Source organism: Polyangium jinanense, assembly GCF_028435265.1.
Classification (GTDB): Bacteria; Myxococcota_A; Polyangia; order Polyangiales; family Polyangiaceae; genus Polyangium; species Polyangium jinanense.
This window is the reverse complement of the sequence record NZ_JAGTJK010000006.1, coordinates 309,089-322,186: the sequence shown is the minus strand read 5'-3', so window position 1 is coordinate 322,186 and position 13,098 is coordinate 309,089. Positions and strand designations below refer to the sequence as shown.

Genomic DNA, 13,098 nt, shown 5'->3' with positions numbered 1-13,098 from the left:
ACGAGACATTTCATGTTGGGTCTTTTCGTCCTCGCTTTGCTTGCAGGCGCGTGTGGCGAGGAGAATCCGCCGGCAAACCCCGCGGGGAGCTCGTCGAGCAGCGGCGCGGGCGGGAGCGGCGGGGCCGGGGGCGAGCCCGAATGTTTCCCCGAGCCCACGAGCCACGTGGAGATCATCAACGCCTGCACCGACGCGGAGAAGGTGGACAAGGCCGTGAACCTGCCGCTCCTGAATGCCGATGGCTCGCTTCCGCCGCTTCCCTGAACAGGCATTTCGGCGGCTCGTCGCGCTCGCGAGCCTGCTCGTCGCGAGCGCGTCCGGAGCTGCGTGGGCCGAGACCAAGCCGAAGCCGCCGGAGCCGCCCGTGCGCCTTCGCCTCTCGGGCTACGTGCAGGCCGACGCCGTGGCGTACCGGCAATCGTCCCAGGACGAGATCAACCCTGCGACTGGCGCGCCGCTCAACGAGGATCGATTCACGATCACGCGGGCGCGCCTGCGCGCCGAGGCGAGCGCGCACATCGTGAGCGGCGCACTCGAGCTCGACGCGAACACCGTCGAGGGACCCGCCGCGCGTGTCATCGAGGCCGAGGTCTCGGCGCGCTGGCAAGGCGCGAACGCCGAGGCGCCGCCTTACGTCATGGCGACGCTCGGCCTCTTCAAGATTCCTTTTGGCGTCGAAGGACCCGAGCGCGAGCGAAACCGCCTCTTTCTCGAACGAAGCACGACGAGCCGCGCGCTGTTTCCGGGCAACTACGACCTGGGCTTCCGCCTTTCGGGCGGATATCGTGTCTTTCGGTATGCCGTGGCCGTCATGAACGGCGAGCCGGTCGGGCAGGTGTTTTTCCCGGCGCGTGATCCGAACGGCGGCAAGGACGTCCTCGGCCGCATCGGCGTCGATACGAGGCCGCTCACGAGGCTTCGCGTGCAGGGCGGGTTTTCGGCCCTCTCCGGCACGGGCCTGCACCGGGGAACGCCGAGCACGAAGGATGTCCTCGTCTGGCGCGACGAGAATGAAAATGGCCTCGTGGAGGGGACCGAGATCCGCGTGATCCCCGGGACCGCGGCCACGCCCTCCGAGAACTTCGACCGCTTCGCGCTCGGCGCCGATCTGCGGCTCACGGCGAAATTCCCGGTCGTCGGCGAATCGTGCCTCTTCGGGGAAATCGTGCGCGCGCAAAACCTCGACCGCGGCGTCGAGCCCGCCGATCCGATCGGCACGGGCCGTGATCTGCGTGAGCTCGGCTTTCACGTCGGCATCACCCAGGAGCTCGGTCGGTATGCGATGATCGGTGTGCGTTACGATCGGTACAACCCCGACCAAGACGCGAGCGAGCAACGCGGCAAGGACCTCGTGCCCCGCGATAGCACGTATTCCACGTACTCGATTGCCGCCGCGCTCCGGTACACGCCCTCCACGTGGACGTTTGCGCGGGACAACCCGTTTCCCGCGCTGCGTGTCGTGCTCGAATACGATCATCGGAACAACGCGCTCGGCCGGACGGCGGGCGGGCTGCCGACCACGCTCGGGGACGACTCGTTCGCGATCCGCGGGGAGGTGTCGTTTTGAATCGGTGGCACGCGCTCGTTCTGGTTTTGCCAGGGCTCTCCGGCTGCGGCGGCGTGCCCTCCGATCCTGGACTCTTTGCGGACATGCGTGTCGCGCCCGGCTCGTACGTGGAGGGGTCGATGCCAGAGGAGAATGGCGGACCCGGCGTGGTCGCCGTGGACCTCGGTACGAATCGCGTGCGGGCCGGGCAAATCGACAAACCCTTGCGGGGATCCCTCGCGCCGGAGGCCACGTCGGTCGCGCTCGGCCTCGCCGGGGACACGGGGTACTGGATCGTCCCCGCAGGCTTACCCGACGTGCAATCGCCGGCGTTCCCCACGTTCGACATCTCCCTCTCGTTTTCGCCCGATATGCGGGCAGGATCGTACGAGCTCCTCGCGCGCGCCGTCGACGCGGACGACCACTTCGGCCCCGCGAGCCGTCACCCGCTCAAAGCTACGGCGATCGCCGCGCCCAACGGAAAACTCGTCGTCTCGCTTCGCTGGGATCGCGAGGCCGACCTCGATCTGCACGTCGTCGATCCGCACGGCGTCGAGATCTACAAGCGCAACATCAACTCGTACGAGCTGCCGCCGCCCGGGCAGCCTGTCGATCCCACGGCGTGGCAGTCCGGCGCGATCCTCGATTTCGACTCCAATGCGGGGTGCGTCATCGACGGCAGGCGCATCGAGAACGTCGTCTGGAAGGACGAGCCGCCGCCCGGCCATTACATCGTTCGTGTCGACACGTTTTCCCTCTGTGGCGAAGGCTTCGCGAACTGGTCGATCGATGTCCTCCGGAGCGGCGTCTCGCTCGCGCGGTCCGCAGGACAGAGCGGGCCCACGGACGAGGCTATGCCGCATGACAGGGGTGCCGGTGTCCTCGCGGTGGAGTTTGATCTCCCGTGAGGGGACGCGCCGCATTCGTGATGGCGGCGCTGGCCGTGTGCTCTTTTTCGACGGCGGCCCATTCCGACGAACCACGAGAGGTCACCGTTCGCGCGGCGCCACGCAAGCGGGAGCCGGGACGCGCGACGGTTCGGGCCGACGAAGCCCGGCGCGTGGCGGGGACCCGGGACGATGCGCTTCGAATCGTCGAGAGCCTGCCGGGCGTCGCGCGCGGCGGCTATTTCGGGGGAGGGCTCGTCCTCTGGGGCGCCGCGCCGGGGGATAGCCGCGTCACCGTGGACGGCGTGGAGATTCCGATCCTCTATCATGGCAATAGCCTTCGGGGCGTGCTTCCTTCGGGCCTCGTGCAGGCCATCGACCTTGCGCCCGGCGCGTATGGCGCCGAATACGGCCGCGCGCTCGGCGGCCTCGTCCGCGTGACCACGCGGGAGCTTCCGGCGGAGGGCATTCACGGATCGATTGGCGCGGACTTCCTCGATGCCGCGGGCATGGTGAGCGCCGCGGTGGGCGCTCGCGTGCGCGTCGCGGCCGCGGTGCGCGCGAGCCATTTCGATCGGCTCGTCGCCGCCGTGGCCCCGCCGAGCGTCCTCGATGTCGTGCCCATCCCTCGGTATCACGATTACCAGTTCAAAGCCTCCCTCGCGCTCCGGGAGGACGAGGAACTCTCGGCGGTGCTCCTCGGCGCGGGGGACGAGCTCACGCGCATGCAGCCATCGTCCGACCCCGCGAAGGCACGTACCGAATCGACCGAGAGCTCCTTTCAACGATTCTATCTGCGGTACACGCGCGCTCTGTCCGACGGCGCGAACGTCGTCATCGTCCCGTTTTTCGGCAGGGATCGCGAGCGTCGGGACGCCTCGTTCGGCGGCGTGCCGCAGGCGCGGGACACGCTCACGTGGCGGTATGGCCTGCGCGCCTCGTATCGCGTCCCGATCACACAGGCCATCGTCGTGACGGCCGGCGTAGACGCCCTCGCGTCCCGCGCGAGCCTGTTCCGACAGGGCTCGCTCACGTTGCCTCCGAGGGAAGGGGATCTTTACGTCTTTGGCCAGCCGCCCGGGAGTGACGTCAATGCCGATGATTGGAGCACCAACATCATCGACGTCGGCCCTTTCTTCGTCGCGGAGCTACGCCTCGGGCCCTTTCTCGTCACGCCGGGGCTGCGTGCCGACCTTTTCCTGGTGGAGGGTTCCCGCAGTACCCCGCGCGTGGGACAAACCCCTGGCATCGGCTCGTCCCGCCTCTTACCGGCGCTGGCTCCGCGGCTCTCGGTGAGTGTCTCCCCCGTGCAGCACGTGACGCTCTCCGCGAGTGGAGGCCTCTACCACCAGCCACCCGCGGCCGAGGATCTCGGCCCGGTGTTCGGCACGCCAAACCTCGTGCTCTCGCGGGCGGCGCACGCGAGCGCCGGAGCGTCCGTGCGCCTGCCCGCGAGCCTCGACGTCGAGGTGACCGGCTTTTTCGTGTCGCTTGACGACCTCATCGTCCGCAGCCGGCTCCCCACCCCGAAGCTCGCCGCCGCCCTCACGCAGGAAGGCGAGGGCGAGAGCTTCGGTGTGCAGGTCCTCACGCGAAGGCAATTCCGGAATGGGCTTTACGGATGGATCGCCTATACCGCGAGCCGCAGCGAGCGGCGCTACGTGGGGGATGCGTCCTCGCGGCTCTTCGATCACGATCAGACGCACGTGCTCACGGCGACGGCAGGCTACGAATGGCGCGGATGGACCTTCGGCATCCGGTTTCGCCACGCCATGGGCGCGCCACGCACGCCCGTCGTGGGCTCGTTCGACGACGTGACGACCGGCCGCTTCCAGCCGATCTTCGGCGCGCAGAACGGAACCCGCCTCCCGAGCTTCCAGGCCCTGGATCTCCGCGTGCAGAAGGCGATTGTATTGCGCCGCGCCTCGGTCGTCCTTTCCCTCGACGTCACGAACGCGACGAACCAGGAGAACCCCGAGGAGATCGTTTACAATTACGATTTCAGCCGCAAGAGCTTCATCTCGGGTTTGCCCGCGCTGGCCATTCTCGGTGCGAGGGTCGAGCTGTGAAGAGCCCTTTTTCGCGGGTGACGATCTTTCTCGTCCTCGCGGGGTGCTTTCCCGTCGAAACCGAGCGCGAGTCGCTCGTGACAGGCCCGCGGATCCTCGCGGTGCGCAGCGAGCCGCCCGAATCGAAGCCCGGCGAATCCGTCACGTACGAGGCGCTCGTGGTGACGCCGGATGGCGAGCCCGAGGACGCCGCAATGCGCTGGGCTTTTTGCGCGGCGCCAAAGCCACTCACCGAAAACGGCTCGGTCAGCACCGCGTGCCTTGGAGACACCGTCCGGCCGATCGTGGGTATATCCGGGAGCGTGACGGCGGCGACGCCTCCCGACGCGTGCTCGCTCTTCGGCCCCGAGACGCCGCCCGGCGATTTCCGCCCGCGGGACTCGGACGCAACGGGCGGGTTTTACCAGCCAGTCCGCGTGGAAGCCATGCAGCGGACCGCGTTCGTGCTGGAGCGGATCACGTGCAACTTACCAAATGCGCCGCTCGACGTCGCGGTGGAGCTCGCCGAGCGCCACGTCCCCAATCGAAATCCGAAGCTTCTTCCGGTGCGCGCGTTCGTGAATGGCGCGCCCGCGTCGCTTGGTGCCTTGCCCGCGAGCGCAGACGTGCGATTCGAGGTCGGCTGGAGCGCCGAGGACGCCGAGGTGTATCCCGCTTTCGACCCGAGAAAGCAGGCGCTCGTGGATCAACGCGAAGCCTTGCGTGTCTCCTGGTATGCAACCGCGGGGCCCTTCGAGAGCGACGTGACAGGGCGGGCGACGGACGACACGGAGACGACGGTGTCGAACGGATGGCGTGCGCCCGACGAGCCTACGCGGGTGTTTTTATGGCTCGTGTTGCGGGACGGGCGCGGCGGGACCGATTTCGCAGGGTATGTCCTCGACGTGGCCCCACCGTGAACGGCATCTACTCTTCCAGCGGGAGATACGTGCCCGTGAAACGACGGCCCGTTTCGGGTAAACTTCGCCGCGCATGACCGCGCCCACGCACCTCCTCGTCGCGAACCCCCTGGCCCAGAGCGGGCGCAATGCGGCGCGCATCGAGATCGCATTGCGCCTGCTTCGCGCGGCAGGCCTCCACGCCCGCCTCTTGCCAACGGAGCCCAGCGGACGGACTGTGCAGGCGGTGCGGGACGCGCTCGCAGAAGAGCCCTATCGATGCGTCATTGCCATGGGCGGAGATGGGACGTTCCGCGAGGTCGCCGAAGGGCTGCTCGAGAGCCCGCGAAGGGACGCGGTCGCGCTTGGAATGCTGCCCGCGGGGACCGCGAACAACCATGGCCGGAGCTTCGGATTGCGCGCGGGGGAGGGGGCTCTCGCGCGGAACGTCCGTGTCCTCGCGGCCGCCCGGGAGACGCGGCTCGACGCGGGGAAGCTCCATGCGATGGACGGCGCCGGCAGGACGATCGCACGCGCGACGTTCTTCGATTCGGTAGGTTTTGGCATCGGAGCCGCGGTGATTGCGGCGCGCAACGTGGATCGGGATCGTGTCCGGCGTTTCGGCCGAGCCTTCGCACTTTATCGCGACGAGCTCGTGTACGCGGGTGCCCTGGTCCGCACGCTCGTTTCCGCGCCGAGCCCCGACGTCGATTTCGTCGCCGACATCGTCTCCGATGGATTTCACGACGAGGCACGGCTCACGGAGCTCTTGATTCGAGGGACGCGCGTCTACGCAGGCGGATGGGTGGTCGATCCGACGTCACGCCACGACGACGGCCTCTTCGAGGTGTTCCCATTTCCCACCCGGCGCGATTGGCTCCGGCGCGCCACGTTCGGCCTCTCCGTCGGTCCCCTCGCTCGCGCCGGGCTCGTCGCCCCGGCCGCGCCTCCGGGGACGCGGAGGGCTTCGCGGATCGACGTCCACTTCCGCGTCGCCGAAGGCGGCGCGCCCCCGCCTTGCCAGCTCGACGGCGAAGAATTCCCTCGCGCCGAGCGCGCTTCGATCGAGGTCCTCGCCCGCGCCTTGCGGCTGATCGTTCCGGACGAATTCTGATCCGTTTGAGGACAAAACGTTTGACGACGCTGCCCGATCAGGGAACGATGTCGTCGTGTTCATGGGAGGAGGCGAGCAGACCCGACGTTCCTTCCTCGCGGCCGCGGCGGGCCTCTCGCTTTCCGCGCTGATCTCCGGCTGTCGCCGCGCCCCGTCGGCGGAGACGGACGAGGGCGAAGAGCTGCCCGAAGTCCGCATGCCGCCGCCGCCCGTGCGGGGCGCCGGGCGGCATGCGGGCGCGCGGCTCGTGTTTTACGCCGAGTCCGTCGGCATCGGCGCCGCGATCGATCGCGCGCTCGCGCAGCGGTTCGCCCGGGACACGGGCGCTGCCGTGGATGTGGTCCTGCGCCCGCGCGACGCGACCGAGACATATGCGAGTTATCAACGCCTCTTCCAGGCGCGCTCCGCCGACGTGGACGTCCTCTCGCTCGACATCGTCTGGCCCGGCATCTTCGCCCCGCATTTGCTCGACCTCGGCCAGGCGCTCGGGGGCCTCGCGGCCACACACCTCGAAGCCGCCATCCAGAACGACACCGTGCAAGGGCGGCTCGTGGCCATGCCCTATTTCACGGATTTCGGCATGCTGTACTACCGGACCGATCTGCTGCAGAAATACGGATATGGCGCGCCCCCGACGACGTGGGACGAGCTCGAAGCGATCGCGAAGACGATTCAGAGCGGGGAGCGAGCCCGGAGCCGCGCGTTTGCCGGTTTCGTCTGGCAGGGCAAGGCGTACGAAGGGCTCACCTGCAATGCGCTCGAGTGGATTCATTCACACGGTGGCGGCGCGATCCTGGAGGGCCGCGAGCCCACAGTCCAAAACCCCCGGGCCGCGCAGGCCCTCGCTCGCTTCCGGCGGTTCGTCGGGACGATTTCGCCGATCGGCGTGACGGGATACGAGGAGGAAGACGCGCGCAACGTGTTTCAAGGAGGAAACGCGGCCTTCATGCGCAACTGGCCGTACGCGTACGCGGCTGGAAATACGAAGGGCTCGCGTATCGAGGGGCTCTTCGACGTCGCGCCGCTCCCGCACGAGCCGGGGTACGAAAGCAGCGCGACCCTGGGCGGGTGGACGCTCGGCATCTCGAAGTATACGCGGTTTCCTGACGCGGCCATCGCGTTCGTGGGGTATCTCTGCTCGCCCGAGGTGCAGCGCTTCCGGGCGCTCGTCGGCGGATACATCCCCACCATTCCCGCCGTGCAAAACGATCCGGACGTCGTCCGGGTATTGCCTTTCCTCGAACGGGTGAGGGGTGCGACGCTCGTCGCGAGGCCGTCGAACCAGGCCGGGGCGAGGTACAACGAGGTCTCCATCGCTTTTTATCAAGGCGTGAGCAAGGCGCTTTACGGGACGGAGCCTGAGAAGGCGCTGGAGCAGATCGATCGGCGTATCCGGCGCTCGCTGCGGTGAGGGGAACGGAATGAGCACGACGGCGGGCGAGGCGGAAAAGCAGGGGGACATCGCTGGGATCCGCGCGAGGCGGCGCGCCCGGATTGCGTGGGCGTTTCTGTCCCCGGCGCTGATCGTGACGGCCTTCGTGGCGCTCTACCCGCTTTGCGACACTTTGTATCTGAGTCTCACGAACACCCGCCTCGGCAGCGAGGAGCCCCCGCGGTTCGTGGGGCTCTCGAATTATGCCGAGCTCGTCCACGACGGGTTTTTCCTCGACGCATTGCTCCTCACCGTGCTCTTCGCCGTGATGACCGTGCTGCTGGAGCTCGCCCTCGGCCTCTGCATCGCGCTGCTCCTCGACGCACGTTTCAAAGGTCGCTCCGCCGTGCGCGCGGCCATGCTCGTCCCCTGGGCCATCCCCACGGCCGTGTCCACGCAGATGTGGAAATGGATGTACAACGACGTGTACGGCGTCTTCAATGACGTCCTCGTGAATCGCCTGGGGCTCGTTTCCGAGCCGATCGCATTCACCGCGGACCCGAGGACCTCGCTCGCCGCGGCCGTGCTCGTCGACGTCTGGAAGACGACGCCCTTCGTCGCGCTGCTCCTGCTCGCCGGCCTGCAGCTCATTCCGCGCGAGCTTTACGAGGCCGCACGCGTGGACGGCGCGACGCGCCTGCAAGCCTTCACGCAGATCACCTTGCCGCTTCTCCGGCCGGCCCTCCTCGTCGCGCTCGTGTTCCGGACGCTCGACGCATTACGCGTCTTCGACGTCTTCTACGTGATGTTCGGGAGCCGGCCCGACATGCAGACCCTGGCCACGTATGCCCACGAGATCCTCGTCAGCATCTCCGACGTGGGATACGGCTCGGCCGTCTCCACCGCGATTTTCCTGGTCATCGCCGTTTTCATCGTGATCTACGTGGCGCTTTTCCGGCGGAGGGAGGCATGAGGGGCCGGGCCATGGCGCGGCGAGCGATCTTCGGGATGGCCGTCCTTCTCCTCGTCGTGTATCTCGTTTTTCCCTTCGGCTGGGCGCTCGTGTCCTCGTTCAAGACGAACGCCGAGCTGTTCTCGACGCCCGCGCGTTTCTGGCCCGAGCACCCCACGCTCGAACATTATCGTCATGTCCTCGCGAACGACGATTTTCTCTACGCGGCGCTGAACAGCGTCCTCGTGGCGAGTTCCGTGACGCTCGTCTCCCTCGCCATCGGCGCGCTCGCGGCCTTCGCGCTCGGCCGGTACCGATTCCGCGGCCGGAGCCTCGTGCTCTACGTGGTCCTCTCGATGACCCTGTTTCCTCAGATCGCCGTCCTTGGCGCGCTCTTCCAGCTCGTCAATGCGCTCGGCCTCTACAACCGGCTGCCGGCCCTCACCCTGACGTATCTCGTCTTCACGTTGCCGTTCACCATCTGGGTGCTCACCGGATTCATCGAAGCCGTGCCCGTCGAAATCGAAGAGGCGGCGTACATGGACGGCGCATCTCCGCTCCAGCTTTTCATGAAAATCATGCTCCCGCTCGCGGCCCCTGGGATGGTCACGACGGGATTGCTCTCCTTCATCGCCGCATGGAACGAGCTCTTGTTCGCGCTCTCGTTCACGCAAACCCCGGACAAACGGACCGTGACGTACGCGATCCTCTCGTTTTCCGCGACGACGAGCTCGGCGTTCGAGGTGCCCTGGGGGCAGATGATGGCCGCTTCCGTGCTCGTGACGACGCCGCTCGTCCTGCTCGCGCTCGTCTTCCAGAGGCGTATCATCGCGGGGCTCACCGCGGGCGCCGTGAAGGGTTGAGCGAGCCTCGCCGGAGCCAAAACAGGCATTCCGGCGGTCCGTCGTCCGCGGAATGAATACAAGATGGAAATGAGGGCTCCTCGAAGCGGGCTTTCGTGCGCCAGCTTGCTCGCATGCCGCTCGCTTGATACGCTTGATGTATGGAACCCACGCACTCGCACGTCGGGGTCATCATGGACCTCGCCTGGGGTTGCTTTTATGCCGGCGCTCTCAATGCCGTCATGCAGCTCGGAATCGCCGACCGGCTCGCGACCGGGCCAAAGACCGCGGAGGAGCTTGCGAGCGAGGCGAGTGCCCATCCCTTGTCGCTTTACCGCGTCCTCCGCGTGCTCGCGTCGAAGGGCATTTTCGCCGAGGATGCCGAGCGGCGATTCCACCTCACGCCGGCCGCCCAGCATCTTCGCACCGGCGGCCCGTTTTCCATGCAAGGCATGGTGCAGCTCGGCACGCTCCCGCCCACAATGGAGGCCGCGCTGCATCTCCCTCATACCGTGAAGACGGGTCAGTGCGCGTTCGAGTATCGCCACGGCGTCGCGTTTTTTGAATATCTGAGCCAGCATCCGCCGCTCGGCGAGGTCTTCGACAAGGCGATGGCGAGCGTCTCGGATGCGGACAACCGGGCGGTCGCCGAGGCCTATGATTTCGGCGCCGCGTCGAGGGTGGTGGACGTGGGCGGGGGCCTCGGCGGGCTGCTCGTCGAGGTGCTGCGGATATACCCCTCGGTTCGCGGCGTGCTTTACGATCGTCCCGAGGTCGTTGGGCAGCCGGGGCGTCTCGCGGCGGCGGGGCTCGACGAGCGTGTCGACCGCATCGCCGGCGACCTCTTCACGTCCGTGCCGGAGGGTGCGGATATTTACGTGCTCAAGCGGATCCTGCACGACTGGGCGGACGATACGTGCGTGGCTATCCTGAAGCATTGCAGGCGCGCGATGGCCGCGGGAGCGCGCGTGCTCGTCGTCGACGCGCTCATGCCCCCGGGAAATACGGATCACCCGACCAAAGCGCTCGATCTCTGCATGCTGACGGTCGTGCCCGGCCGCGAGCGCACCGAGGCCGAATTCGAAGCGCTCTTTCGTGCCGCCGGTTTGAAGCTCGCCCGCGTGATTCCGACCGCGGATTCCGTCGTCATCCTGGAGGGCATCGCGGCCTGACGTCATCGGGCTCGCCGTGCGTGTGTGTGTTGACGCACGGACCTTGGGACCTTGGTCTCATGGTGGGCCCGCCTCTGCCGGACTACAACCCGGTCCGGAGCATGAGCGCCCCGGATCCCATGAATGACACCAAACGACAATCACGCAGCCTCACGCCGAACGGTTTTCCGGGCGTTCGCGCGAGACGTACGCGGATCCTCGTCATCGATGACGACCCGCGGTTCGGGGAGAGCGCCGTGCAGAGGCTCGCGGATATGGGCTTCGAGGCCCGATTTCACCACGGGCCTTTGGGCGTCCTTCAGGCCATACGCGACATGCGTTGCGACCTCGTGCTGCTCGACGTGAACATGCCGAAGCTCGATGGCTCGATCGTGATTCGCATGATCCGCGACTCGAACGGCCTCGGCGAGGTGCGCGTCCTGCTTTGCAGCAACATGGAAGCGAACGTGCTTGTCCGGATGGCGCAATTCCTCGGTGCCTATGGGGCGGTGCCGAAGGACGTCGGCGACGCGGCGTTCGTCGCCGAGCTGCGCGCGGCGCTCCAGAAGCGCCCCGCCATCCAGGTAGGGTGATCAGACCGCGCCGCGCTTCGCGCGCGTGGAGCCGCGCCGCAGCACGATCGCCACCGCAGCCGCGACGGCTCCGAGCACCGCTTCGAGCCCATCCCGCGAGCTCGCCGTCGTGCAGCTCGCGCAGCCGCCCTTCGAGGGCAACGTCGGCAAAGGCGTTTCCGTGACGGGACCACTCGGGAGCTTGGCTTCCTGGGATTCGAGCACGCCGGCCGAAGAATCGAGGAACGACGCGAGCTCGACGTCGCGCGGGGCGAACGCAGTATTCGTGGCGACCTGGGTCGTGCCCGCGCCGGCAATCTGTTTGACCGGCCCGCCCCAGATTCCGCGCCGGGGCTCCTTGCATTCGATGGGCCCTTCCCACGGGTGGAGAATGACGTAACGGCCCTGGAAGCTATTGTTGCCACTCGACATCGCGCCCGGCTCCATCCTGCCCTCGGGATCGGGGACCCCGTTGCCGCCGCGGATCGGCGGTGCGGCGCGAAAAACCAGATCTTCGCCGAGCGCATTCTTGTCGTACCGGACGTGAAGGCGCGTCAACGTGAAGGCGTTCGCCAGCTCGGGCGGGGCTTCGCTCTTCCCCTCGTAGGCGGGCAGGACATCGGCGCCGAGGCTCGCGAGGTCGGTGACCCCGAGCGGCGGTTCGGGGCAGGGATCGCAGGAGCCCGCGTCCCAGGCATACTCCGTCATCACGGCCCGCGGGTGTTTTTCGAGCACCTTGTCGAAGAGCGTCGCGTAAAACGAGCCGAAGCTCTGCTTCACGGGCTCCTTGACGCGGATGTTCGTGGGAATGGCGTAGTTTTCGTAATTCGCGACCTCGTAACGCGAGCGGGCGAGGACATGGACGATGAGGTCCTGCGTGCCGGCCGAGTTGATGAGGCCGAGGCGCACGGGCAGGTTGAAGCTCTCGCCGTCGTAATGGAATCGGAGCGGCGAGAGCATGGCCTGCCCGTTCTCGAAGCGGATTTTCTTCGCGTCGACCTTGGCCACGAAAAACTTGCTCCCGGCGGTCACGTACGGGCGGAGGTAGGGCTCGGCGCCCGCGGGAATCTTGTATCGCTGGCCGCGCAGGAACGTGTCGAGCCCGAGCGAGTCCCGGGCGCTCAGGATGAGGACGTTGTATTCGCCGACGTTGAAACGCGCCTCGATCTTGACACCGTGCCGCTCCGCCTCTTCCTCGGCGGAGCCCTCGTCCTCCGTGGGCTTCGACGCGTACTGAATCACGGATTCCACCGCGCGGACCGGCTCCTTGAAGCAAGGATCCTGCTCCCAGTATTCGACGAGCCGCGGCGCGGCGAGGCGATCGACCCGGCCGAAGACCTCGGCGGGCAGGGTTTTCACGTTCTCCTTGGCGAGGACGACCGGCACCGGGACGACCATCGCGAAATCGTCGGGCGGGCCCTGGTAATTGTTCTGCATCGAGAGCACGGTCCGCGTGCCGTCGCGCATGAGGACGACCAAGGTCGCGTTATTGTACAATTTCGAATCCGCCCCGCTCACGTAGAACCCACAGAACGCATCGGCGGGCGCTGGCAGAGCGAAGGCGGCGAGTGCGAGGAAAGCGCTGGGCAGGACGGCGCGCATGGTTTTCCCTCCCGGAGGTCGTGACGTCCAGAGCTACCGGAATCGCGTCGTGATGTCCACCTTGCCGCGATCTTCCTTGCGCCGCGGAAAACGTCCGTGGGAACATCCTTTTC

12 protein-coding genes are annotated in these 13,098 nt (G+C 67.2%); 11 read left to right on the top strand and 1 reads right to left on the bottom strand.

The genetic code is table 11. The features are described 5' to 3' along the window. Positions 1–12 precede the first annotated feature (12 nt). The 11 genes from KEG38_RS16365 (at position 13) to KEG38_RS16315 (ending at position 11,404) form a co-directional block, all read left to right on the top strand. Complete coding sequence (locus tag KEG38_RS16365; RefSeq protein ID WP_272420398.1) at positions 13–264, top strand: hypothetical protein; 252 nt, start codon at positions 13–15, stop codon at positions 262–264. After that, positions 239–1,567: a putative porin gene (locus KEG38_RS16360; protein ID WP_272420397.1), complete on the top strand. Its 1,329-nt coding sequence runs from the start codon at positions 239–241 to the stop codon at positions 1,565–1,567. The genes KEG38_RS16365 and KEG38_RS16360 overlap by 26 nt, the downstream gene beginning before the upstream one ends. Then, a complete protein-coding gene (locus KEG38_RS16355; RefSeq protein ID WP_272420396.1) occupies positions 1,564–2,454 on the top strand; it encodes a hypothetical protein in 891 nt (296 codons plus the stop codon). The genes KEG38_RS16360 and KEG38_RS16355 overlap by 4 nt, the downstream gene beginning before the upstream one ends. A gap of 152 nt (positions 2,455–2,606) precedes the next feature. Then, positions 2,607–4,502 (top strand): TonB-dependent receptor, encoded by a 1,896-nt coding sequence (locus KEG38_RS16350; protein WP_372518173.1) that lies wholly within the window; start codon positions 2,607–2,609, stop codon positions 4,500–4,502. Beyond that, entirely contained in the window at positions 4,499–5,401 is a 903-nt protein-coding gene (locus tag KEG38_RS16345; RefSeq protein ID WP_272420395.1) for a hypothetical protein, read from the top strand. The genes KEG38_RS16350 and KEG38_RS16345 overlap by 4 nt, the downstream gene beginning before the upstream one ends. A gap of 73 nt (positions 5,402–5,474) precedes the next feature. Continuing rightward, on the top strand, positions 5,475–6,494 hold the full coding sequence (locus KEG38_RS16340) for a diacylglycerol/lipid kinase family protein (RefSeq protein ID WP_272420394.1): 1,020 nt from the start codon (positions 5,475–5,477) through the stop codon (positions 6,492–6,494). A gap of 61 nt (positions 6,495–6,555) precedes the next feature. After that, positions 6,556–7,905 carry an ABC transporter substrate-binding protein gene (locus tag KEG38_RS16335; RefSeq protein ID WP_272420516.1) on the top strand — a complete coding sequence of 450 codons (1,350 nt, stop codon included), beginning with the start codon at positions 6,556–6,558 and terminating at the stop codon, positions 7,903–7,905. A 10-nt stretch (positions 7,906–7,915) separates the two neighbouring features. After that, positions 7,916–8,839, top strand: coding sequence for a carbohydrate ABC transporter permease (locus KEG38_RS16330; RefSeq protein WP_272420393.1), 924 nt, complete (start codon positions 7,916–7,918; stop codon positions 8,837–8,839). A gap of 11 nt (positions 8,840–8,850) precedes the next feature. Then, positions 8,851–9,681: a carbohydrate ABC transporter permease gene (locus KEG38_RS16325; protein ID WP_272420392.1), complete on the top strand. Its 831-nt coding sequence runs from the start codon at positions 8,851–8,853 to the stop codon at positions 9,679–9,681. Positions 9,682–9,821: 140 nt separating this feature from the next. Further along, positions 9,822–10,832, top strand: a complete 1,011-nt coding sequence (locus KEG38_RS16320) for a methyltransferase (protein ID WP_272420391.1) — start codon at positions 9,822–9,824, stop codon at positions 10,830–10,832. Between the two features lie 59 nt (positions 10,833–10,891). Continuing rightward, positions 10,892–11,404, top strand: coding sequence for a response regulator (locus KEG38_RS16315; protein WP_272420390.1), 513 nt, complete (start codon positions 10,892–10,894; stop codon positions 11,402–11,404). Here the strand turns inward: KEG38_RS16315 and KEG38_RS16310 are convergent, their stop codons facing one another. Next, on the bottom strand, positions 11,405–12,985 hold the full coding sequence (locus KEG38_RS16310; protein WP_272420389.1) for a DUF2330 domain-containing protein: 1,581 nt from the start codon (positions 12,983–12,985) through the stop codon (positions 11,405–11,407). It lies immediately after the preceding gene. Between the last annotated feature and the right edge of the window lie 113 nt (positions 12,986–13,098).

What these genes read in the sequence shown, in the direction of transcription:
- KEG38_RS16365 (WP_272420398.1), top strand. Translation starts at nt 13, where the DNA reads ATGTTGGGTCTTTTCGTCCTCGCTTTGCTTGCAGGCGCGTGTGGCGAG.
- KEG38_RS16360 (WP_272420397.1), top strand. Translation starts at nt 239, where the DNA reads ATGGCTCGCTTCCGCCGCTTCCCTGAACAGGCATTTCGGCGGCTCGTC.
- KEG38_RS16340 (WP_272420394.1), top strand. Translation starts at nt 5,475, where the DNA reads ATGACCGCGCCCACGCACCTCCTCGTCGCGAACCCCCTGGCCCAGAGC.
- KEG38_RS16335 (WP_272420516.1), top strand. Translation starts at nt 6,556, where the DNA reads ATGGGAGGAGGCGAGCAGACCCGACGTTCCTTCCTCGCGGCCGCGGCG.
- KEG38_RS16330 (WP_272420393.1), top strand. Translation starts at nt 7,916, where the DNA reads ATGAGCACGACGGCGGGCGAGGCGGAAAAGCAGGGGGACATCGCTGGG.
- KEG38_RS16325 (WP_272420392.1), top strand. Translation starts at nt 8,851, where the DNA reads ATGGCGCGGCGAGCGATCTTCGGGATGGCCGTCCTTCTCCTCGTCGTG.
- KEG38_RS16320 (WP_272420391.1), top strand. Translation starts at nt 9,822, where the DNA reads ATGGAACCCACGCACTCGCACGTCGGGGTCATCATGGACCTCGCCTGG.
- KEG38_RS16315 (WP_272420390.1), top strand. Translation starts at nt 10,892, where the DNA reads ATGGTGGGCCCGCCTCTGCCGGACTACAACCCGGTCCGGAGCATGAGC.
- KEG38_RS16310 (WP_272420389.1), bottom strand. Translation starts at nt 12,985, where the DNA reads ATGCGCGCCGTCCTGCCCAGCGCTTTCCTCGCACTCGCCGCCTTCGCT.